Source organism: Streptomyces sp. NPDC050704 (genome assembly GCF_040654355.1).
GTDB lineage: Bacteria > Actinomycetota > Actinomycetes > Streptomycetales > Streptomycetaceae > Streptomyces.
The window spans coordinates 1-22,172 of sequence record NZ_JBFAHW010000005.1 but is presented as its reverse complement, the minus strand read 5'-3'; the positions used below and the strand labels follow the sequence as shown (position 1 = coordinate 22,172).

The 22,172-nt window shown below is 71.1% G+C and carries 17 protein-coding genes and 1 rRNA gene; 14 read left to right on the top strand and 4 right to left on the bottom strand.

Annotated elements, in window-relative coordinates:
• Positions 1–93 precede the first annotated feature (93 nt).
• Entirely contained in the window at positions 94–1,053 is a 960-nt protein-coding gene (gene cofD / locus AB0I18_RS03720) for a 2-phospho-L-lactate transferase (RefSeq protein ID WP_363103728.1), read from the bottom strand.
• 83 nt (positions 1,054–1,136) lie between these two features.
• Positions 1,137–1,643: a cysteine dioxygenase family protein gene (locus AB0I18_RS03715; protein ID WP_363103727.1), complete on the bottom strand. Its 507-nt coding sequence runs from the start codon at positions 1,641–1,643 to the stop codon at positions 1,137–1,139.
• A gap of 736 nt (positions 1,644–2,379) precedes the next feature.
• Here AB0I18_RS03715 and AB0I18_RS03710 point away from each other — a divergent pair.
• The 3 genes from AB0I18_RS03710 (at position 2,380) to AB0I18_RS03700 (ending at position 8,072) form a co-directional block, all read left to right on the top strand.
• Complete coding sequence (locus AB0I18_RS03710; protein WP_363103726.1) at positions 2,380–2,643, top strand: WhiB family transcriptional regulator; 264 nt, start codon at positions 2,380–2,382, stop codon at positions 2,641–2,643.
• Positions 2,644–2,853: 210 nt separating this feature from the next.
• The gene (locus AB0I18_RS03705; RefSeq protein ID WP_363103725.1) at positions 2,854–6,552 is read left to right on the top strand and encodes a glycosyltransferase family 2 protein; all 3,699 of its coding nucleotides are present in this window, start codon (positions 2,854–2,856) and stop codon (positions 6,550–6,552) included.
• On the top strand, positions 6,549–8,072 hold the full coding sequence (locus AB0I18_RS03700) for a DUF5719 family protein (RefSeq protein WP_363103724.1): 1,524 nt from the start codon (positions 6,549–6,551) through the stop codon (positions 8,070–8,072). Before AB0I18_RS03705 ends, AB0I18_RS03700 begins: the two co-directional genes overlap by 4 nt.
• Positions 8,073–8,090: 18 nt before the next feature.
• Here the strand turns inward: AB0I18_RS03700 and AB0I18_RS03695 are convergent, their stop codons facing one another.
• Complete coding sequence (locus AB0I18_RS03695) at positions 8,091–8,543, bottom strand: metallopeptidase family protein (RefSeq protein ID WP_363103859.1); 453 nt, start codon at positions 8,541–8,543, stop codon at positions 8,091–8,093.
• 351 nt (positions 8,544–8,894) lie between these two features.
• Between AB0I18_RS03695 and AB0I18_RS03690 the strand changes: the two genes are divergently transcribed.
• The 9 genes from AB0I18_RS03690 (at position 8,895) to AB0I18_RS03650 (ending at position 19,324) form a co-directional block, all read left to right on the top strand.
• On the top strand, positions 8,895–9,269 hold the full coding sequence (locus AB0I18_RS03690; protein WP_363103723.1) for a DUF3499 domain-containing protein: 375 nt from the start codon (positions 8,895–8,897) through the stop codon (positions 9,267–9,269).
• A gap of 177 nt (positions 9,270–9,446) precedes the next feature.
• On the top strand, positions 9,447–11,063 hold the full coding sequence (locus AB0I18_RS03685; RefSeq protein ID WP_363103722.1) for an L-lactate permease: 1,617 nt from the start codon (positions 9,447–9,449) through the stop codon (positions 11,061–11,063).
• A 91-nt stretch (positions 11,064–11,154) separates the two neighbouring features.
• On the top strand, positions 11,155–12,525 hold the full coding sequence (locus AB0I18_RS03680) for a phosphomannomutase/phosphoglucomutase (protein ID WP_363103721.1): 1,371 nt from the start codon (positions 11,155–11,157) through the stop codon (positions 12,523–12,525).
• Between the two features lie 408 nt (positions 12,526–12,933).
• Positions 12,934–13,104, top strand: coding sequence for a Trm112 family protein (locus tag AB0I18_RS03675; protein ID WP_007382472.1), 171 nt, complete (start codon positions 12,934–12,936; stop codon positions 13,102–13,104).
• Positions 13,105–13,143: 39 nt separating this feature from the next.
• Entirely contained in the window at positions 13,144–14,271 is a 1,128-nt protein-coding gene (locus AB0I18_RS03670; protein ID WP_363103720.1) for an SIS domain-containing protein, read from the top strand.
• 64 nt (positions 14,272–14,335) lie between these two features.
• Positions 14,336–15,487, top strand: coding sequence for a mannose-6-phosphate isomerase, class I (manA, locus tag AB0I18_RS03665; RefSeq protein WP_363103719.1), 1,152 nt, complete (start codon positions 14,336–14,338; stop codon positions 15,485–15,487).
• A gap of 142 nt (positions 15,488–15,629) precedes the next feature.
• Entirely contained in the window at positions 15,630–16,607 is a 978-nt protein-coding gene (locus AB0I18_RS03660; protein ID WP_363103718.1) for a cation diffusion facilitator family transporter, read from the top strand.
• Positions 16,608–17,170: 563 nt separating this feature from the next.
• On the top strand, positions 17,171–18,628 hold the full coding sequence (ahcY, locus tag AB0I18_RS03655; protein WP_363103717.1) for an adenosylhomocysteinase: 1,458 nt from the start codon (positions 17,171–17,173) through the stop codon (positions 18,626–18,628).
• Positions 18,629–18,709: 81 nt separating this feature from the next.
• Positions 18,710–19,324 carry a hypothetical protein gene (locus AB0I18_RS03650; RefSeq protein ID WP_363103716.1) on the top strand — a complete coding sequence of 205 codons (615 nt, stop codon included), beginning with the start codon at positions 18,710–18,712 and terminating at the stop codon, positions 19,322–19,324.
• Positions 19,325–19,349: 25 nt separating this feature from the next.
• On the opposite strand, the gene AB0I18_RS03645 is transcribed toward AB0I18_RS03650, so the two are convergent.
• Positions 19,350–20,357, bottom strand: coding sequence for an RDD family protein (locus AB0I18_RS03645; RefSeq protein WP_363103715.1), 1,008 nt, complete (start codon positions 20,355–20,357; stop codon positions 19,350–19,352).
• A 116-nt stretch (positions 20,358–20,473) separates the two neighbouring features.
• Here AB0I18_RS03645 and AB0I18_RS03640 point away from each other — a divergent pair, with 116 nt between their 5' ends.
• Together AB0I18_RS03640 and AB0I18_RS03635 are read left to right on the top strand one after the other, a co-directional pair.
• Positions 20,474–21,481, top strand: a complete 1,008-nt coding sequence (locus AB0I18_RS03640; protein WP_363103714.1) for a stage II sporulation protein M — start codon at positions 20,474–20,476, stop codon at positions 21,479–21,481.
• Between the two features lie 599 nt (positions 21,482–22,080).
• Positions 22,081–22,172: ribosomal RNA gene (locus AB0I18_RS03635) — 16S ribosomal RNA — on the top strand; the annotation flags it as partial.

The window sequence follows — 22,172 nt, the reverse complement described above, 5'->3', positions numbered from 1 at the left end:
CCCCATGTACTCGCGGTACCCCCCGCGCGACGGCGCCTCTCGGTGGAACTTCGTCCTCCGGCATTCCCGTACCCCCCTCGGTCGGCCCGCCGCTCAAATGCCCCGCACCTCCTCCGCCAACGCCAGCGCTTCCCGGGCCATCTCGGCCGTCGTGTCGAGATCGGTCATCATCAGCGGTACTGCCCGGCACCGGATGCCCGCGGTGGTGACCCGCTCCACCACCGCGGCGTCCACCGTGTCGACGAGCCAGCCGTCGAGCAGCCCCGAGCCGTAGTGCTCGGCGACCGCCGCGGCCGTGGACTCGACGCCGACGGCCGCGAGGACCTTGTCGGCCATGCCGCGCACCGGCGCGTCGCCGACGATGGGGGAGAGCCCGACCACGGGGACGCCCGCGTCGGCGATCGCCTCCCGGATGCCGGGCACGGCGAGGATCGTGCCGATGGACACGACGGGGTTGGACGGCGGGAAGAGCACCACGTCGGCCTCGGCGATCGCTTCGAGCACCCCGGGCGCCGGCTTGGCCTGCTCCGCTCCTACGGGCACCACCGCGTGCGCGTCGACGGAGGCCCGCAGCCGTACCCAGTACTCCTGGAAGTGAATGGCCTTGCGCTCGCCGTCGACCTCGACCGCGACATGCGTCTCGACGCGGTCGTCGGACATGGGGATCAGCCGGACCCCCGGCTTCCAGCGTTCGCACAGCGCCTCGGTCACGGCGCTGAGCGGATACCCGGCACCCAGCATCTGCGTCCGCACGATGTGCGTCGCGAAGTCCCTGTCGCCGAGCCCGAACCAGGAGGGCCCCACCCCGTAGGCCGCGAGTTCCCCCTTGAGGTGGAAGGTCTCCTCGGCCCGCCCCCAGCCCTGTTCCTCGTTGATACCCCCGCCGAGCGTGTACATCACCGTGTCGAGGTCCGGGCAGACCTTCAGCCCGAAGAGGTGGATGTCGTCTCCGGTGTTGCCGATGACGGTGACGTCCGCGTCCGGCGCGGCCTTCCGCAGACCACGCAGGAACCGGGCACCACCGATGCCGCCTGCCAGAACCACAATGCGCATGCGTTCAGTCTTGCAGGCGGCTACGACAACGCGTCAGCCGGTTACGAGAGCTCCGGTCGCGCGACCCGGTCCCGAGCCCGCGGCTACCGCCCCGCCCGCACGACCTCGGCCACGGCGCACCGGGCCGCGTGCATCGGCATCTCGGTCAGCCCCGGGTAGTAGACGTGCAGGCTGACGGCCGGTTCGAGCGAGTCGTTGACGACCTCGTGCACATACCCGGGCGCGAACACCCGCTGCGCACCCGCGTCCGCGCTCAACGCGCGCGTGCCGCGCTCGGTGCGCTCCGTCAGCGCGCCCTCCAGGACGGTGAGTACGCCGGAGGAGCGCCCGTGGTCGTGCAGTCCGCTGCCCTGCCCCGGCACCCAGGACAGCAGCCACACCTCGTAGCCGGGCCCGGTGCGCAGCCGGTGGTACCAGCGGGAGGCCGCGTCGTAGCGGACGAGGTGCTCCCACTGGGAGCGGTCGGCCGCGATGGAGCGGGCGAGGCCGACGAACTCGGCCACCGTGGCCGGGTGCTCGCGCGGCGCCTGGAGGAGGTGCGGTACTTCGAGGATGTCGCCGGCGATCTGAAGGTCGCTGTCGCTGTTCATGGGTGCGGTGGTTCCTCGGCGGAAGAGAGTGCTGGAGGTCTGGGGTGTCGCGTACCGTCCGCCCGGATCGCGGGCGTGAGGAGTGCCCTGGTACGGGCGAAGGGACCAACGGCCGGTCTCAGTGGACGCGGCGGCAACTGGAGCGCGGTCGGCTCAACAGCTACGACAGCAACAGCTACAGCGAGCGCGGGCAGCACCGGGGGACCCGGCGGTGCGGGTCGAGGTGAGTACCGAGTTCGCGAGCATGCCCACAAGGACACCGGTTCACACACCGACTGTCAACTTGCCGTCCGGTATGTGGGTGATCTTTCACCTCATCCGGTTCATCTCTGTGGCGAAAGGTTTGTGCAGGAGCTTGTGGGGACACATGGCGCACAACCGGGCGCACAAACCTCGGCAGCGACCCCGTGATCCCCGTGTGATCCGCAGTGATCCACATGTGATCAGGTTCGCTTCGTTGTTCGCGTCGGAACGAGATCGAACTCCTGGGCGTCCTTCCCTAGTACAGGTCCTGTGCGGAGGCGGAGCCCTCGGCCGGGTCTCCTTTCGCCTGTCAGGGTTTATGCCGATTTGAACACTTTCTGCATACCCTTGGTTCCGCAGAGTGAATAAGGGGCCCAATAGCAGATCTCGGCTTGACTGGGCCGGAGCGGCGCAATTGTAATTTCACTCGTGTCGTTCAGCCGAAATCGGTAACGGCAGCATCACGGGGACGCGAGACGGACGAGGGGCACACATGACCGAGCTGTTTCAGGAACTGCTGGTCGACGAGACCGAAGAGGAGCTCGGCTGGCAGGAGCGGGCGCTCTGCGCCCAGACCGACCCCGAGTCTTTTTTCCCCGAGAAGGGCGGCTCGACCCGGGAGGCCAAGAAGGTCTGCCTCTCCTGCGAAGTCCGCTCCGAGTGCCTGGAGTACGCGCTGGCCAACGACGAGCGCTTCGGCATCTGGGGCGGCCTGTCCGAGCGGGAGCGGCGTCGTTTGAAGAAGGCCGCCGTCTGAAAGCGCGCGCACGCGTGCGCGCCGCAGGTCGGACGGCACACATTCCTACGTACTGATACGTAACGAACGGCCCGTCGCAGGTGGGTTATCCACAGGCGGCGGGCCGCTGTGTTGCTCAGCCGTTAGTGTGGGCCTCCGTCCGAGACGTCCCGCTGTCCCCTGGGGACACAGACGTCCACCGCAGTCCATCGAACCGGGGCCCGTACCTCGATGTCCGCGCACAGCCAAACGGCAGGTCAGTACGACACTGCCGCCCCTGAGTTCCCGAGGCACGTGGTCACCGCCGTGCTCGTCTCGCACGACGGTGCCCGCTGGCTGCCCGACGCCCTCGCCGGGCTACTCGGTCAGGAACGCCCCGTACAGAACGCCGTGGCGGCGGACACCGGCAGCGCGGACGCCTCCGCGCAGCTGGTCACCGACGCGCTCGGCGCCGACCGGGTGCTGCACCTGGCCCGGCGCACCGGCTTCGGCCAGGCCGTCGAGGAAGCCACTCGTACCGCGGGTGTACTGACCCCGGACGACCTGCCGTACCTCAAGCGCCCCAGCGGCTGGGACCCGGTCACCCGCACCTGGCGCGACGACGCGTACGACATGCCGGAGCTGCCGCACGGCGAGCCCGAGCAGTGGCTGTGGCTCCTGCACGACGACTGCGCCCCGGAGCCCGACGCCCTGGCCCAGCTGCTGCGCGTCGTGGAGAACGAGCGGGAGCTCGGCAAGGACGTCGCCGTCATCGGCCCCAAGCTCCGCGGCTGGTACGACCGCAGGCAGCTCCTCGAAGTCGGCGTCACCATCGCCAACAGCGGCCGCCGCTGGACCGGCCTCGACCGCCGTGAACAGGACCAGGGCCAGCATGACCACGTACAGCCCGTGCTGTCCGTGTCCACGGCCGGCATGCTGATCCGCCGCGACGTCTTCGAGCAGCTCGGCGGGTTCGACCGGCGGCTGCCCCTGATGCGTGACGACGTGGACCTGTGCTGGCGCGCCCAGGCCGCAGGACACCGCGTCCTCATCGCCCCCGAAGCGGTCGTGCGGCACGCGGAGGCGTCCTCCCGCGAGCGGCGCACCGTCGACTGCGTGGGCCGCACCTCCGCGTCCCCGCACAAGGTCGACAAGGCGGGCGCCGCCTACACCCTGCTCGTCAACGTCCGCAGCGCGGTGCTCCCCTGGGTCCTGCTGCGGCTCGTGCTCGGCACGGTGCTGCGCACGGTGGCGTACCTCGTCGGCAAGGCCCCCGGACAGGCGGTCGACGAGATCCGTGGGCTCCTGGGGACGCTGCTGCGCCCGGAGCGGATCATCGCGGGCCGGCGCAGACGCGGCCGCCCCCAGGTCGACAAGGACGAGCTGCGCCCGCTGTTCCCGCCGCCCGGCGCGACCGTGCGGGCCACCGTCGAACAGGCCGCGAGCAGCCTCGTGGGCCGCTCCGACCCCGAGCTGAACGCGGCCGGGCGGCACGGCGGCGCCGTGGAGTCCGGGCCGGGCGGCGACGACGCCGACTTCCTGGAGGTCGAGCAGTTCGCCCGCCTCAAACGCGTCGCCCGCAAGCCGGGACCCGTGCTCTTCGTGGTCCTCCTTTTCTTCGCGCTCATCGCCTGCCGGGAACTCCTCGGCGGCGGCGCGCTCGCGGGCGGCGCGCTGCTGCCCGCCCCCGCCGACTCCTCCGAGCTGTGGGCGCGCTACCTGGACGGCTGGCACCCGGTCGGCACCGGCGGCACGCAGTCCGCGCCGCCGTACCTCGCGCTCGTCGCGATGCTGGCCAGCGTGCTGTTCGGCTCCGCCGGGCTCGCGGTCACCGTCCTCCTCGTCGGCTCGGTGCCGCTGGCCGGCGTCGCCGCCTACTTCGCCTCCCGGCCGCTCGTGGAGTCGCGCCTGCTGCGCGCCTGGGGCTCCGTCGCGTACGCCTTCCTGCCCGCCGCCACCGGCGCGCTCGCGGGCGGCCGCCTCGGCACCGCCGTGCTCGCCGTCCTGCTGCCCCTCATCGCGCGCGCGGGCATCGCGGCGAGCGGCCTCGCCTCGGAGTCGGCACGCGGCAGCTGGCGCGCCACCTGGGCGTACGCGCTGCTGCTGACCGTCGCCACCGCGTTCACGCCGATCGTGTGGCCCGTCGCGCTGGTCCTCGGCCTCGCCCTGCTGGCCGTGCGCCGGGCCGACATCACCGCCTACGGACCGCGCTTCCTGGCCCAGCTCGGCACCCCGCTGCTGGTCCTCGCACCCTGGTCGCTCTCGCTGCTCCCGTTCGGCTTCTTCCAGGAGGCCGGGATGGAGTACGGGGCGGGGGCGGCCTCCGCGCTCGACCTGCTGGGCGGCAGCCCGGGCGGCCCCGGAACCGTCAGCGGACTGATGCTCACCGGCATCGTGTGCGCCGCCGTCGCCGCGCTCCTGCGCGGGGAGCGCCAGGCGGGAATCTGGACGGCCTGGGCGGCTGCCCTGGTGGGGCTCGTCTTCGCCGTCCTGTCCAACAGCTCCACCTGGGCAGGACCCGCGACCCTCGTCTACGGCATCGCCTTCCTCGCGGCCGCCGCGCTCGGCGCCGACGGGGCCCGCTCGCGGGTGGCCGAGCAGAGCTTCGGCTGGCGCCAGCCGGTCGCCGTGCTCATCGCCTTCGCCGCGGCCGCGGGGCCCCTGCTGGTCGCCGCCGGGTGGATGATCCGCGGCGCCGACGGGCCCTTGGAGCGTCGCGACCCCGTGCAGGTGCCCGCGTTCGTCGCCGAGGAGAGCGGCACCCGCGACCAGGCCCGCACGCTCGTCCTCGACAGCGACTCGGCGGCCAGGGTCGGCTACACGCTGGTCCGCGGCTCAGGCGTCCGGCTCGGCGACGCCGAACTGGCCGCGGCGGACGGCGAGAACAAGACGCTCGACAAGGTCGTCGCCAACCTCGTAGCGGGATCCGGAGCCGACCAGGCCGACCAGCTCGGCGGTTTCGCCGTGCGCTATGTGCTCGTGCGCGACGGCGCCCCTCGCGAGGTCAGCCGCGTCCTGGACGCCACCCCCGGCCTCAGCCGGCTGAGCCAGCAGGACGGCAGCGCCCTGTGGCGCGTCGACCGGCAGGTCGCCCGCGCGGCCATCGTCCCCAAGTCCGGCGACCCGCAGCCCATCGCCGCGGGCCCCGTCAACCTGCACACCAAGATCCCCGCCGGCGCCGAAGGCCGCGTGCTGCGCCTCGCCGACACCGCCGACGAGGGCTGGACGGCCACCCTGGACGGCCGGCCGCTCACCAGGACCACGCTCGACGGCTGGGCCCAGGGCTTCGAACTGCCCGCCACGAGCGGCCGGCTGGACGTCACCTTCGAGGCGCCGATCGGCCACACCGGCTGGCTGTGGGCGCAGGGCGCGCTCGCCGTCGTCCTCGTGGTGCTCGCCCTGCCCGGCCGCCGCCGCGACGTCGACGACGACCTCCCGGAGGAGCCCGTCGCAGTCCCCGTCCAGGCCGTCTCCGGCGAGGGCCGCAGGGCCCGCCGGCTGCGCGCCCAGGCAGAGGCCGAACAGACGGACCAGCCCGATCAGACGGACCAGCCCGACCACTTCAACCCCGACGCCCCGCCGCCGTTTCCGCCTCCTCCTCCGGAGGAGGCTCCTGTCCCCGCGCAAGTCCCGCAGCAGCAGGCCTACGGCGAGTGGGACACGACGGCGTACGCAGGCCCCGAGTACGGCACCTACGGCGGCGAGCAGTACCAGGGCGCCCCGCAGTACCCGGCGGGCACCTACGAGCAGCAGGCCTACCAGGCGGACCCGTACCAGGCCGGCCAGTACGACCCGTACGCGTACGGCGCGGGCGCGGAGAACGCGGGCTACGACCAGACGCAGACGTACGCCCAGGGCTACGAAGCGCCGTACGACCCGGCCCAGCAGCCGCCGCAGCCGCAGCCGCCGCACGGCACCGACAGTGAGCGCCCCGACGGGAGCCAGCAGTGAACCGCACCACCGTGTCCCTGATCGCCGGCGTGGCCGCGCTCGCCGCCGTCACCGGATTCGCCTCGCTGACCGAGCCGGCCGCCTCCGGCACCGACACGGCGAAGGCGGCCGCCCAGCTGCCCGTGGAGCGCACCAGCCTGCTCTGCCCGGCTCCCAGCATCTCGGACCTCGCCGAGACCGCGTACACGTCCTTCACGCCCGTCACCAAGGGCGCCGGCACGGGCGGCACGGCCGAACTCACCTCGGCGGGCGAGGAGCCGGCGGACGGCAAGTCCGACGACTCCAAGGAAGGCGACGAGAAGCCCGAGAAGTCAGAGGACGGCGAGAAGAAGGCCGTCCTGACGCCGAAGGAGCCGGGCAAGCCGGTCACCGGCGAGGCCTCCGGCGCCGAGGCGCCCGCGCTGGTCGGCACCGCCGAGGGCAGGTTCGCCCCCGGCTGGACCGTCCAGCAGACCACCGAGATCGCGGCGGGCAGCGGCCGCGGCCTGCTCGGCACCAACTGCACCGCCCCGGACACGGAGTTCTGGTTCCCGGGTGCCAGCACTGCCAAGGAACGCACCGACTACGTGCACCTGACCAACCCCGACGACTCGGCCGCCGTCGCGGACATCGAGCTGTACGGCAAGGACGGTGCTCTCAAGTCGACGGTGGGGGAGGGCATCCAGATCCCGCCGCACGCCAGCGAGTCGGTGCTGCTGTCCACGCTCGTCGACGAACCGCAGACCAACCTCACCGTGCACGTCACGGTCCGCAGCGGCCGGGTCGGGGCCGCCGTCCAGGCCCTCGACGAGAAGCTGGGCGGCGACTGGCTGGCCGCCGCCGCGACCCCGGCCGGCAGTCTCGTTCTGCCGGGCATCCCGAAGGACGCCACGTCCGTGCGCCTGGTCGCCTTCGCGCCCGGTGAGGCCGACGCCGACCTGAAGCTGCGGCTCGCCTCGCCGTCCGGGCCGATCACACCGGCCGGGAACGAGACGCTGCACGTGAAGGCCGGCATGACGGCCGCCGTCGACCTCGGCGACATCACGCGCGGCGAGGCCGGCTCCCTGGTGCTGACACCGACCGGAAAGTCCGTCCCCGTCGTCGCGGCCCTCCGGGTCGTGCGCGGCAAGGGCGACAAGCAGGAGACGGCGTTCATCCCGGCCACCGGCCCGGTGGGCACGCGCGCGACGGCCGCCGACAACCGCGCCAAGGGCTCCACGCTCTCCCTGACAGCCCCGAGCGGCACCGCCCAGGTCAAGGTCACCGCCTCCGCCGGCAGCGAGGGCGGCGCCCCCGCGACGAAGACGTACAAGGTCACGGGCGGCACCACCCAGAACGTCGAACTGCCCGTCCCCGACGGCCTCAAGGGCACGTACGCGCTCACGGTGGAGCCGGTCTCCGGCGGCCCCGTCTACGCCGCACGCGCGCTCGAGATCTCCGAGGAGGGCCTGCCGATGGTCACGGTGCAGACGCTCCCGGACGACCGGGGGACGGTGGCGGTACCGGACGCGGAGCAGGACCTCTCGGTGCTGCAGAAGTAGCACGCCACGCGTGTGTGCTCAGTCCTCGCCGTACCGGGGATCCACGGTCTCCGGAGTCAGCCCCAGCAGTTCGGCGACCTGCTCCACCACGACCTCGTGCACCAGGGCGGCCCGCTCGTCGCGCCCCTTGGTGCGGATCTCGACCGGGCGGCGGTAGACGACGACCCGGGCGGGCCGCCCCTCGCGCGCCGGGATCGTGCCGCCCAGGGGCACCGCCTCGTCGCCCCAGTCCTCGTCCCGCGCCGGATCGAGCCGAGGCACTTCCAGCACCATGAAGTCCATGTCGGCGAGCTGCGGCCACCGCCTCTCCAGCCGCTCCACGGAGTCCTGCACCAGATCCGCGAAGACCTCGGCACGACTGGCGGCGAGCGGTACCTGGGGCGGCGCCACGGGCCCACGCATCCCCCGCCCGTGGCGGTCACGGCGGCGGGGCCTGGGTTCGGCGGCGCGGGGCGGTACGGGGTTGTCCATCACTGACGAAGCGTAGTCCCCGCAGGGTCCGCACGCCGGACACCCACGCGGCGCCCCACCAGCGTCCGCGCACTCCACCGGCCCGTACGGCATGTCACTTCATGACCATTCCGGCCAAGCTTGGGCTCGTTTCCACATCCTTCCAGGACCGTAGAAATCGCGAATAATGACCGTGTTTGTGCGTGCTTGTGACCGTATCCGAGACCGTCCGATATCTCGTCAACACCCGTACGCCCAGGTCAACAAGCCGGGTCCGAAGCCTCCTGTGTCCAGGGTCACAGCACGACACGGTGGAGTGACCCCGAGGGGAGTCGTCGCGGCCCGCTCAAGAGTGCGGTACCGTCCAACATCGTGAGCCCCGTACGTCGCTGTTCTCGCACTGCTTGCGGCCGTCCCGCCGTCGCGACGCTGACGTACGTCTACGCCGACTCGACCGCGGTCCTCGGCCCGCTCGCCACCTACGCGGAACCCCACTGCTACGACCTGTGCGCCGAGCACTCCGAGCGCCTCACCGCCCCGCGCGGCTGGGAGGTCGTCCGTCTCGCCGACGGCTCCGCTCCCTCCCGTCCCAGCGGTGACGACCTGGAAGCGCTCGCCAACGCGGTCCGCGAGGCCGCCCGCCCGCAGGAGCGCGCCGCGCAGTCCCGTGGCGGCGCCCGCGGGGCGGACCCGATGGAGGTCGGGCGCCGCGGCCACCTGCGGGTGCTGCGCTCACCGGACTCCTGAGCCGCACTCCCAACGCCCTTCCCTCGACGGGGACTTCACTCCGTGCCCATTCGGTGCACGTTTCGCGGCGCATTTCATTCGGTGACGCACAAGCATTGACGCGCGCTTGTCGCGGACACGACCATGCCTCCGCCGGTGAGAAATCGCTTTCCGCATCGCGGAATCCGGGGAGGCTCCGTGTACGTCCAGGAACTCGAACCCGTGGCCGACTCGCTCGGCCTGTCCGCCCTCGTCGCGACCCTGCCCCTGGTCCTCGTCCTGGTCCTGCTCGGCGGCGTCCGCATGAAGGCGCACCGGGCCGGCCTCATCGGCCTCGCGGCCGCGGCCCTGGTCGCCTGGTTCGCGTACGGAATGCCCGTCGGCCAGACGCTCTCCAGCGCCGCCCAGGGAGCCGTCTTCGGCCTCTTCCCCATCCTGTGGATCGTCGTCAACGCCCTCTGGGTGTACCGGATGACCGTCCGCACCCAGCACTTCGACATCCTGCGCCGCTCCTTCGGACGGCTCTCCGACGACCCGCGCATCCAGGCGCTCGTCGTCGCGTTCTGCTTCGGCGCGCTCCTGGAGGCCCTCGCGGGCTTCGGTGCGCCCGTCGCGATCTGCTCGGTGATGCTGGTCGCGCTCGGCTTCGACCCCGTCCGCGCCGCGGTGGTCGCCCTGGTCGCCAACACCGCGCCGGTCGCCTTCGGGGCGATGGGCACACCGGTCGTGACGCTGGCCCAAGTCACCGGCCTGCCACTGGATTCCGTCGCCTCCGTAGTGGGCCGTCAGACGCCGCTGCTCGCCCTTGTGGTGCCCCTGGTGCTCGTCTTCCTGGTGGACGGACGACGCGGCCTGCGCGAGACCTGGGTGCCCGCCCTGGCCTGCGGAGTCGCCTTCGCCGTCGCCCAGTTCGCCGCCGCCAACTACCTCTCCGCCCAACTCGCCGACATCGGCGCCGCCCTGGCCGGCGCGGGCGCCCTGATGGCGGTGCCGCACGCACGCAGGCCCGCCGCGGAACCCGTACGGGCAGCGGTCCTGACCGGCGTACGCAGCGAGGACCTGGACGAGGACGACCCGCGCCCCGAGGTGCTCCGGGCGTACGCCCCGTACGCGCTGATCATCACGATCTTCTCCGTCGCCCAGATCCCGGTGGTGAAGGACCAGTTGGCCAAGGCGACCCGCACCTTCGACTGGCCCTTCCTGAACGTCGCGAACCCGGACGGTGAGCCGGTCAGCGGCAACGTCCTCTCGCTGCCGCTCGTGTCCACGGGCGGCACGCTTGTGCTGCTCGCCGGGGTCGGCACGGCCGCCGTACTCGGGGTGCACGCGCGCGTGGCGGTCAGGGAATGGGCGGCGACCGTGCACGAGTTGAGGTTCGCGATCCTCACCGTGACGTCCGTCCTGGCCCTCGCGTACGTCATGAACCTCTCCGGACAGGCCGCCACGATCGGCCACTTCGTGGCGGCGGCCGGCGCTGGACTCGCCTTCCTGTCACCGGTGCTGGGGTGGTTCGGCGTCGCGGTCTCCGGGTCGGACACCTCGGCCAACGCCCTCTTCGGCGCCCTTCAGGTGACCGCGGCCCGGGAGTCCGGCCTGTCCCCGGAACTCCTCGCGGCCGCCAACAGTTCGGGCGGCGTACTGGGCAAGATGATCTCGCCGCAGAACCTGACCATCGCCTGCGCGGCGGTCGGGCTCGCGGGCCGCGAAGGAGATCTGCTGCGCAAGGTGCTCCCGTGGAGCCTCGGACTGCTGCTGGTCATGTGCCTGATCGTCGTCGGACAGAGCTCGCCCGTCCTGGAATGGATGCTTCCGTAATTTCCGAAGTGCCCTGTCAGATCCCGCACGGCTCAGTGTCGGTGGCTACGGGTACTTTGGGGTCACTGTTGAGAAACCAGGAGGGGTGGCCGTGACTGCTGATCTGTCGCAGCTGGTGAAGGCTTACGACGTACGCGGGGTGGTCCCGGACCAGTGGGACGAGACGCTGGCCGAGCTGTTCGGCGTTGCCTTCGCACAGGTGACGGGCGCGGACTCGATCGTCACCGGGCACGACATGCGCCCCTCGTCACCGGGCCTGTCGCGGGCCTTCGCGCGCGGAGCGGCGGCGCTAGGCGTCGACGTGACCGAGATCGGGCTGTGCTCGACGGACCAGCTGTACTACGCGTCGGGGGCGTTCGACCTCCCGGGTGCGATGTTCACGGCCTCGCACAACCCGGCGCAGTACAACGGCATCAAGATGTGCCGGGCGGGCGCCGCTCCGGTGGGCCAGGACACGGGCCTCTCCACGATCCGCGAGCTCGTCGAGTCCTGGATCGACTCGGGCGCCCCGGCCCCGTCCTCGGACGCGACGCCGGGCACGATCACCGAGCGGGACACGTTGACGGACTACGCGGCGCACCTGCGCGGCCTCGTCGACCTGACCTCGATCCGCCCCCTGAAGGTCGTGGTCGACGCGGGCAACGGCATGGGCGGGCACACGGTCCCCACGGTCTTCGCCGGCCTGCCGCTCACGCTCGTCCCGATGTACTTCGAGCTGGACGGCACGTTCCCGAACCACGAGGCGAACCCGCTGGACCCGGCGAACATCGTGGACCTCCAGAAGCGCGTCCGCGAGGAGGACGCCGACCTCGGCATCGCCTTTGACGGAGACGCAGACCGCTGCTTCGTCGTCGACGAGCGCGGCGAGCCGGTCTCGCCGTCCGCGATCACGGCCCTGGTCGCCGCCCGCGAGCTGGCCAGGCACGGCGGCAAGGGCACGGTCATCCACAACCTGATCACGTCGTGGTCGGTGCCGGAGGTCGTCCGGGAGAACGGCGGCACGCCGGTCCGCACACGCGTGGGCCACTCCTTCATCAAGGCCGAGATGGCCACCTCGGGTGCGATCTTCGGCGGCGAGCACTCCGCGCACTACTACTTCAAGGACTTCTGGAACGCCGACACGGGCATGCTCGCCGCCCTCCACGTCCTCGCCGCGCTCGGCGGCCAGGAGGGCACCCTCTCCGCCCTCGTCGCCCAGTACGACCGATACGCCGGCTCCGGCGAGATCAACTCCACGGTCGACGACCAGACGGCCCGCCTCACCGCGATCAAACTCTCGTACGAGGGCCGTGAGGGCATCACCCTCGACGAACTCGACGGCCTCACGGTCACGTCCACGGACTGGTGGTTCAACGTCCGCCCGTCCAACACGGAACCCCTGCTCCGCCTGAACGCAGAGGCCCGGGACGAGCCAACGATGACCAAGGTCCGCGACGAGGTCCTGACGATCATCAGAGGCTGAACCGAGAAGGGGTTGACGCCGGGAGTCACGGGCCGAGGCTCCCCGGGGCTCCGCCCCAGACCCCGTGGGGTGTGGTGTCGGGTGCGGGTGGGTTGTGGCTGATCGCGCAGTTCCCCGCGCCCCTGGAGGGCGGGCTGCGCCCTGCCCTCCAGACCGCCCGCGCACCCAGCCGCCCAGGTACCTCCCGCCCACGTACCCAGCCCGCCCCCGCACATCCAGCCCGTCCGGCGTTTGAGGACGAGGCCGTTCAGGCCGATGCGGGGGTCTGGGGGCGCAGCCCCCAGGGATGGGACGGGTAGGGGCGGCGGGGGCGAGGACTCCCGGCGCCCAGCCCCCCACAGCGGTACCCTGACCAGGCCGCAGCCACCTGCACATCCACACACCGAACCCGCTCGAAGGGACACCCCAATGCCGCTCGAAGCCGGCCTCCTGGAGATCCTCGCCTGCCCGGCCTGCCACGCCCCGCTCAAGGAGCAGGACACAGAGCTGATCTGCACAGGCCAGGACTGCGGCCTGGCATACCCCGTACGAGACGGCATCCCGGTACTCCTGGTCGACGAGGCCCGCCGCCCCGCGTAAGGCCTGCAAGGACGAACCGGCGACCGGAGGCTGCTGCCCATGCTGGACGAATCGCTGCTCGACACCCCCGAGGCACTGTCGGAGGCGGACCGCCGAGGCCTGCTCCGCGGCGCCGCCGAAGCAGGCGCCCGAGTCCGCACAGCGGCCCGGCACGCCGCCGAAGCGGGCATCACCGAGCTCAAACCGGACGGCCGCCCCCGCGCCATCCTGATCGCCGGCCCCGGCGCCGCCGCGAGCTGCGTCGCCGACCTGCTCGGCACCCTGGCCGGCGCCGGCTGCCCCGTCATCCGCCTGACCCCCACCGGCGTCGCCCCGGCCGCGGGCGCCCTGCGCTGGGAGCTGCCCGGCTGGGCCGGCCCCGTCGACCTGCTCCTCGTCACCACCCCCGACGGCAGCGAGCCCGGCCTCTCGCTCCTGGTCGAGCAGGCCTACCGCCGCGGCAGCACCGTCGTCGCCGTGGCCCCCGCCGACTCCCCGCTCACCGAGGCGGTGGACGGCGCTCACGGCCTGTTCGTATCGATGGCGACCGCCCCGTACGAGCACGACGAGCCCGCCGCCGCGTCCGCCCCCGGCGTCCTGTGGGCGCTGCTCACCCCGCTGCTCGCGCTCCTCGACCGCACCGGCCTGATTGCCGCGCCGCCCGAGGCCCTGCAGAAGGTCGCCGACCGCCTCGACGAGATCGCCGAACGCTGCGGCCCCGCCATCGCGACGTACAGCAACCCCGCCAAGACCCTCGCCGCCGAGCTCGCCGACACGCTCCCGGTGATCTGGACGGAGGGCCCGGCCGTCGGCCCGGCCGGCCGCCGTTTCGCCGCCGCGCTCGCCGAACTCGCGGGCCGCCCCGCACTCGCCGCCGAGCTCCCCGAGGCCCTCGCCGCGCACAGCGTCCTGCTGTCGGGCGCGCTGGCCGCCGGCGCGAACCCCGACGACTTCTTCCGGGACCGGGTCGAGGACGCCCCGGTCATGCACGCGCGCGTGGTCCTCCTCCGCGACCGCCCGGCCACCGGCCTCAGCGCCGCCCACGCCGCGCGCGAACTCGCCCTCAGCCACGACACGGCGATCAGCGAGCTCGAACCGGAGGACGGCGGCGACCTGGAAACCCTCGCCGAGCTGATCGCCATCACGGATTTCGCCGCGGTTTACCTGGCGCTCGCCTCGGGGGCCTGATCATGAGCCACGCCTCCTGACCAGCGCCCGCTGAGCAGCGTACGTACGGAGAAGAACACAGATCATGGATCGCCTCGACAACACCGTCCGCCCCTACGCCTGGGGGTCCACCACGGCCATCCCGCGGCTCCTCGGCGTCGAGCCGACCGGCGAACCGCAGGCCGAGATGTGGATGGGCGCCCACCCGGGCGCACCCTCGCGCACCGCCCGCGGCCCCCTCACCGAGGTGATCGACGCGGACCCCGAGCGCGAACTGGGCCCCGAGGCGGCCGCCAAGTTCGGCCCGCGCCTCCCGTTCCTCCTCAAGATCCTCGCCGCGGGCGCCCCCCTCTCCCTCCAGGTGCACCCCGACCTGGCCCAGGCGAAGGAGGGTTACGAGGACGAGGAGCGCCGGGGCATCCCGATCGACGCCCCGCACCGCAACTACAAGGACGCCAACCACAAGCCCGAACTGATCTGCGCGCTCACCGAGTTCGACGGCCTGTGCGGATTCCGGGCCCCGCTGGAGGCCGCCGACCTGCTCGCGGCCCTGGAGGTCGACTCCCTCAAGCCGTACGTCGACCTGCTGCACGCCCACCCCGAAGACGCCGCCCTGCGCGAGGTGTTGACGGCCGTGCTCTCCGCGGACCGCGAGCAGATGGCCACCACGGTCACCGAGGCCGCCGCGGCCTGCGCACGACTCGGCGGCGACCACGCCCCGTACGCCGACCTCGCCCACCACTACCCGGGCGATCCGGGCGTCATCGCCGCGATGCTGCTCAACTACGTCCAACTGCAGCCCGGCGAGGCCCTGTTCCTCGGCGCCGGCATTCCGCACGCGTATCTGAACGGCCTCGGCGTCGAGATCATGGCCAACTCCGACAACGTCCTGCGCTGCGGCCTCACCCCCAAGCACGTCGACGTCCCCGAACTCCTGCGCATCGTCCGCTTCGAGGCGAGCGACCCGGGCGTACTGCGCCCCGAGGCGTCCCCCGACGGCGAGGAGGTCTACGAGACCCCCATCGACGAGTTCCGCCTCTCCCGCTACGCCCTCCCGGAGGGCGCCCCGGCCCACGACCTCACCCGCCGCACCCCGCAGATCCTGCTGTGCACCGCGGGCTCAGTACAGGCGGGCGAACACACCCTCGCACCCGGCCAGTCCGTGTTCGTACCGGCGGGCGAAAGCGTGGAAGTCTCCGGCGCGGGCACGGTATTCCGGGCCACCGTCGTCGCCTGACACGGTCACTCTGGCGACCCGGCACACCGATGCCCGCCCGGGCTGCAACAATGGCCCACCGCAAAGGACGGGCAAAGCCCGGGACGGCAGCCGAGAAGGCAGACGAGCGGCCGGGTTGGCAACGAAGGGACATCGGGAGCACATGAGCGCGTCAGGCGGCACCAAGGCGATCGTGGCGGCACTCGCCGCCAACCTCGCGATCGCGGTAGCGAAGTTCGTGGCGTTCATCTTCAGTGGATCGTCGTCGATGCTCGCCGAGTCCGTGCACTCGCTCGCCGACTCGGGCAACCAGGGCCTGCTGCTCCTCGGCGGCAAGAAGGCCCAGCGCGAGGCGACCCCGCAACACCCCTTCGGCTACGGCCGCGAGCGGTACATCTACGCCTTCCTGGTCTCGATCGTCCTCTTCTCGGTCGGCGGCATGTTCGCCATCTACGAGGGCTACGAGAAGATCAAGCACCCGCACGAGATCGACCACTGGTACTGGCCGGTGGGCGTCCTCGTCTTCGCGATCATCGCCGAGACCTTCTCCTTCCGGACGGCCATCAAGGAGTCCAACCTCACGCGCGGCAAGCAGTCCTGGAAGGAGTTCGTACGCCATGCCAAGGCGCCCGAGCTGCCGGTCGTCCTCCTTGAGGACCTGGGCGCGCTGGTCGGTCTGATCCTCGCCCTGGTCGGCGTGAGCCTGGCCCTGGCCACCGGCGACGGCGTCTGGGACGGCATCGGCACCCTCTGCATCGGCATCCTGCTCATCCTCATCGCGATCATCCTGGCCGCCGAAACCAAGTCGCTGCTCCTGGGCGAGGCCGCGGGCCTCGAAGACGTCCACAAGATCGAGGCCGCGATCGTCGACGGCGACACCGTCACCGGCATCATCCACATGCGCACGCTCCACCTCGGCCCCGAGGAACTGCTGGTCGCCGCCAAGATCACCGTCCAGCACGACGACACGGCCACCGAAATCGCCTCCGCGATCAACGCAGCCGAGTCCCGCATCCGCGAGGCCGTCCCGATCGCCCGCGTCATCTACCTCGAGCCCGACATCTACAACGAAACCGAGGCCGCAAAGGGCCCGGACCCCGAGGCAGCCCCGGGCGGCCCCACACAACCGGCCGAGCACTGACCCTTTCCTACACCGCACGAGCACACGCCCAGGGCCCGCCGAACAGCTCGGCGGGCCCTCCGCGTTGCCCGAACCCATTACACGAACCCCCACCAACCGGCAGCCGCCATCCGACGCGAGGGGCCGCGTCGGGATGTCCGATCGCCGCGGCAAGCCGCCCCAACCCAACTACCCGAGAGCGGCGATCGGATGTCCCGTCGTGGCCCCGCCCCACCTCCCCAACGGCAGGCGCGCTTTTAAGGGGCGCGGGGAACGGCGCGCTCAGCCCAACCCAACCCGCACCCAACAACGCCTCCGGCACAACGCCTCCGGCCCTTCCGGCCATATGTCCGAGGGCGGGCTGGGGTTCACTGGGCCGATCGGTGTAGATTCGTAACCGAGCCAGACGTCGCTGCTGATGGCGGTCGGGCGGCCCCGTACGGGCCGACCGAGGGAGAGAGGGCCTCCGACGGACTGCGCTGCGCACAGGCACCGGGCATTCGTGTGCCCGAGGGCGCTCCGTAGTGCCCGCCGCCGCGCAGACCAGCCGAACCCACCTCGCCCCAACCCGAGGAGCAGCTCGTATGACCACTGTCGAAAACCGACAGGACTTCAAGGTCGCCGATCTTTCCCTGGCCGAGTTCGGCCGCAAGGAGATCACACTCGCCGAGCACGAGATGCCCGGCCTGATGTCGATCCGCCGGGAGTTCGCCGCCACTCAGCCGCTGGCCGGCGCCCGCATCATGGGCTCGCTGCACATGACCGTGCAGACCGCCGTCCTGATCGAGACCCTGGTCGCCCTGGGCGCCGAGGTCCGCTGGGTCTCCTGCAACATCTTCTCCACCCAGGACCACGCGGCCGCCGCCATCGCGGTGGGCCCGAACGGCACGCCGGACAACCCCCAGGGCATTCCGGTCTTCGCCTGGAAGGGCGAGACCCTGGAGGAGTACTGGTGGTGCACGGAGCAGGCGCTGACCTGGCCGAACACCCCCACCGGCGGCCCGAACATGATCCTGGACGACGGCGGCGACGCCACCATGCTCGTCCACAAGGGCGTCGAGTACGAGAAGGACGGCAAGGTCCCCTCCCTCGACACCGCCGAGTCCGACGAGCACCGCGTCGTCCTGGACCTCCTGACCCGGACGATCTCCAACGGCTCGCAGAAGTGGACCCAGCTCGCCTCGGAGATCCGCGGCGTGACCGAGGAGACCACGACCGGCGTCCACCGCCTGTACGAGATGCAGCGTGAGGGCTCGCTCCTGTTCCCGGCGATCAACGTGAACGACGCCGTCACCAAGTCGAAGTTCGACAACAAGTACGGCTGCCGCCACTCCCTGATCGACGGCATCAACCGCGCCACCGACGTCCTCATCGGCGGCAAGACCGCGGTCGTCTTCGGTTACGGCGACGTGGGCAAGGGCTGCGCGGAGTCCCTGCGCGGCCAGGGCGCCCGCGTGATCATCACCGAGATCGACCCGATCTGCGCCCTCCAGGCGGCGATGGACGGCTACCAGGTCACGACCCTCGACGAGGTCGTCGACAAGGCCGACATCTTCATCACCACGACCGGCAACAAGGACATCATCATGGCCTCGGACATGGCCAAGATGAAGCACCAGGCGATCGTGGGCAACATCGGCCACTTCGACAACGAGATCGACATGGCCGGCCTCGCGAAGATCCCGGGCATCGTCAAGGACGAGGTCAAGCCGCAGGTCCACACCTGGAAGTTCCCCGAGGGCAAGGTGCTCATCGTCCTCTCCGAGGGCCGCCTGCTGAACCTGGGCAACGCCACCGGCCACCCGTCGTTCGTGATGTCCAACTCGTTCGCGGACCAGACCCTGGCCCAGATCGAGCTGTTCACCAAGCCCGAGGAGTACCCGACCGACGTCTACGTGCTGCCCAAGCACCTCGACGAGAAGGTCGCCCGTCTCCACCTCGACGCGCTCGGCGTCAAGCTCACGACGCTCCGCCCCGAGCAGGCCTCCTACATCGGTGTCGAGGTCGAGGGCCCGTACAAGTCGGACCACTACCGCTACTGAGCCCAGCGCTCAGCCAACGGTTGTCAGCAGGCCCTCGCCGTCCCAGGCGGGGGCCTGCCCCATACGAGGACCCGAGCCACCATGCCCCGCGGCCGATATTCGCTCCATGATCCGCACGACCACACCCCCCTCGCCGAAGAACAGTTCCACTGCGCGCCCGGCCCCTCCGGCTGGCGCTACGTCTCCCAACTCACCACCCCCTCCGGCGACCCTGCCGGCTCCGTCGACCTCGCCCTCGACGACCTCGGCCGCCCCATCCGCCTCGAACTCCACGCCTCGGGCTGGCAGGTCCGCGGCGCCGCCATCGAGGGCGTCACCTGGGTCCGCACCGACCCCACGGGAGCTCACGCCACCGAAGGCAACGTCCGCGCACACGCCTTCACCGGCACATCCCCCGCGTTCCTCATCGCCACCGCACGTCTGCTGCGCCTCACCCCCGATGCCTCCGCCACTCGCGTACGCCTCGTCGCCTTCACGGACCCGGTCCTCGCCCCGCGCACCCTCGACCAGTCCTGGGCCCTGATCACGAGAGAAGCACACGCCACTGACAACGGCCCCCTGACCGTGGAGGAATACCAGGTCACAGCCCTGGACACCGGCGAGCAGCACGCTGTGCACCTCTCCGGCGACGTGGTCCTCTCCGCGCCCGGCATCGAACTCGAGGACCTCGAATCACCGCCGTCGGTGTTCGCCTGACGACGGCGTTGGACGCGGTCCCGCCCTACGCGGGCGGGGCGAACCCCGTGGCGGGCCGCTCCGTGCCGAGGTCCTGCGGGGCAGGCGCCGAGGACGGCGCTTCCGACGCGTCCGCGACCGCTGCTCCAGGCCCGGGCGGCATCGTGGGTCCCGCCCCCGAGGGGTAAGGGGCGTAAGCCGCCCCAGACGGCTGCGCCGCCGGGTACGGCATCGCCGGCCGACCTGTGCCCGGCACACCACCGGCGCCGTACCCACCCGCGACAGGACCACCACCAGCCGCAGCCACACCGCCGAACGCCCGCCGGACCTCCCGCGCCTGCCGCTCCTGCATCACGGCCGCCAGATACGCCGCCGGCGGAACACCCTGCGGTGCCGGAGCCCCGGTGTGCTGTGCGACGTCGGCCGCGAGCCGCTCCGCCATCGCCCAGCCGACCTGCGGATCCAGCTGCTGCATCCGCGTCAGGTACTGCCGGACAGCCAGCCACAGCCCATCCGGAATCCCGGACAGATCAAGCCCGGTGAACCGCCCCGACAACCAAGGCGGCGGCGGGGGCACGAAGGCCGTATGCCCGGCCGGAATCCGTTCCCGTACGACCAGGGTCCCCGCGAACACATCACCGAGTCGCCGCCCCCGCGCCGAGACGAGCGACGCGATGCACGCCACGATCCCGAACGTCATCAGGATCTCGACCACACCGACCGCCCCACGCACGAGCGCATGCCGGAACCGGATCGGCCCGCCGTCGTCCCGCACCACCCGCAGCCCGCACGCCAGCTTCCCGAGCGACCGCCCGTGGCTGAGCGTCTCCACAGCGATCGGTCCGCCCACGAGCAGAAGAAGGAAAGCGGCGATCGACACAGCCGTCTGCGCCGCCTCGTCGAGACCGGCCGTGGACGCCACCAGGGCCACGGTCACGGCGACATACGCTGCCACCGCCACCACCAGGTCGATCAACACGGCCAGCACCCGGCTCGGCAGCTTCGCGGGGCGCAGCTCCAGCGCCACCGCCTCGCCCGTCACAAGCTCACTCACGCCCGCCGTCCTTCCCCGAACTGCCCCGAGGACAGCCAGTCTGCCAAGCTGAGGCACATCGCGCCGCAATGCGACAAGCTGACCACAGGACGAGCAGCCGAGGAGCAGCCAACCCGATGGACCTCGACGTCTTCGTGTCCGCCCACCGCGCCGAATGGGACCGGCTCGACGCACTCCTACGCCGCCAACGCCGCCTCACCGGAGCGGAGGCCGACGAACTCGTCGCTCTCTACCAGCGCACGGCGACCCACCTCTCCCTGATCCAGTCCAGCGCCCCGGACCCCCAACTCACCGGCCGCCTCAGCCAACTCGTGGCACGCGCGCGTAGTGCGGTAACAGGCACCCGCCGCGCCTCCTGGCGCGATGTGACCCGATTCCTCACGTACGGCTTCCCGGCCGCGGTCTACCGCTCACGCCACTGGTGGGTCCCCACCGCGCTCCTCTCCACCGCCGTAGCCGTCCTCCTGGGGTGGTGGATCGGCACCCATCCCGAGATCCAGTCCTCGATCGCCGCCCCCAGCGAGCTGCGGGACCTCACCCGCCCCGGTGGCCAGTACGAGACGTACTACTCGAGCCATCCCGCGGCGTCCTTCGCGGCCCAGGTGTGGACGAACAACGCCCAGGCCGCCGCGATGTGCCTGGTCCTCGGCGCCTTCCTGTGCCTGCCGGTCGTGTGGATCCTCTTCCAGAACATGCTCAACCTGGGCGTAGGCATCGGCCTGATGTCCTCGGCCGGCCGCCTGGACACCTTCCTCGGCCTCATCCTCCCGCACGGCCTCCTGGAACTGACCGCCGTCTTCGTAGCCGCGGGTACGGGGCTACGCCTCGGTTGGACCGTCATCGACCCGGGCCCCCGCACCCGCCGCTCGGCCCTCGCCGAGGAGGGCCGAGCCGCCCTCGGCATGGCGATAGGCCTTGCCCTCGTCCTCTTCGTCTCCGGCGCCATCGAAGGCTTCGTCACCCCGTCCGGCCTCCCGACGTGGGCGCGCATCACCATCGGTATAGCCGCCGAGCTGGCCTTCCTCGCGTACGTCTATGTCCTGGGCGGTCGAGCGGCGCGGGCCGGCGAGACCGGCGACGTCGAGGAGGCCGAGCGCAGCGCCTCCGTACCGACCGCCGCCTGATGTGCAGGCACACCGGCCAAGCTGCTAGTCTCCTCTTCGCCCCACAAGAACCGTTGACACGGGATGCGTGGGGAGGTAGATTCAAGCAGTTGCCTAGAACTGGACAGGTTCGGTGGCGGCGGTTAGTTTCTGACAGCTTCCTGGATGCGATTCCAGAGAAGCCCTTCCCGATAACTCAGGAAAGAGTGGCCGGTCAGTCCGGCCAAAAACTTCTGATAAAGTCGGAATCGCTGAAAGAAAGCCGCAAGGCAATCGAATAGGCAAAGGCCCTCCAACTGGCCACTGGAATCGAATTCCGACCGGAAACGGAACGGAAAGAGAATCTGGTAAGGTTGGAAACGCAAGACCGAAGGGAAACGCCCGGAGGAAAGCCTGAGAGAGTCTCTCGGGTGAGTACGAAGGAAGTGTCCGTTCCTTGAGAACTCAACAGCGTGCCAAAAATCAACGCCAGATATGTTGATACCCCGTTCCCGGTCACCGTCATGGTGTCGGGGATGAGGTTCCTTTGAAGAAAACATCAGCGAGGACGCTGTGAATCACCGGTCTTATTCCGATCGGTGGTTCCGCTCTCATGATGCTGTCCCGATTACGGGATGACATTCACGGAGAGTTTGATCCTGGCTCAGGACGAACGCTGGCGGCGTGCTTAACACATGCAAGTCGAACGATGAACCACTTCGGTGGGGATTAG

Coding starts and splice junctions, on each gene's coding strand:
- cofD (WP_363103728.1), bottom strand. CDS start 1,053: ATGCGCATTGTGGTTCTGGCAGGCGGCATCGGTGGTGCCCGGTTCCTG.
- AB0I18_RS03715 (WP_363103727.1), bottom strand. CDS start 1,643: ATGAACAGCGACAGCGACCTTCAGATCGCCGGCGACATCCTCGAAGTA.
- AB0I18_RS03710 (WP_363103726.1), top strand. CDS start 2,380: ATGACCGAGCTGTTTCAGGAACTGCTGGTCGACGAGACCGAAGAGGAG.
- AB0I18_RS03705 (WP_363103725.1), top strand. CDS start 2,854: ATGTCCGCGCACAGCCAAACGGCAGGTCAGTACGACACTGCCGCCCCT.
- AB0I18_RS03695 (WP_363103859.1), bottom strand. CDS start 8,543: ATGGACAACCCCGTACCGCCCCGCGCCGCCGAACCCAGGCCCCGCCGC.
- AB0I18_RS03675 (WP_007382472.1), top strand. CDS start 12,934: ATGCCGCTCGAAGCCGGCCTCCTGGAGATCCTCGCCTGCCCGGCCTGC.
- AB0I18_RS03670 (WP_363103720.1), top strand. CDS start 13,144: ATGCTGGACGAATCGCTGCTCGACACCCCCGAGGCACTGTCGGAGGCG.
- manA (WP_363103719.1), top strand. CDS start 14,336: ATGGATCGCCTCGACAACACCGTCCGCCCCTACGCCTGGGGGTCCACC.
- AB0I18_RS03660 (WP_363103718.1), top strand. CDS start 15,630: ATGAGCGCGTCAGGCGGCACCAAGGCGATCGTGGCGGCACTCGCCGCC.
- ahcY (WP_363103717.1), top strand. CDS start 17,171: ATGACCACTGTCGAAAACCGACAGGACTTCAAGGTCGCCGATCTTTCC.
- AB0I18_RS03650 (WP_363103716.1), top strand. CDS start 18,710: ATGCCCCGCGGCCGATATTCGCTCCATGATCCGCACGACCACACCCCC.
- AB0I18_RS03640 (WP_363103714.1), top strand. CDS start 20,474: ATGGACCTCGACGTCTTCGTGTCCGCCCACCGCGCCGAATGGGACCGG.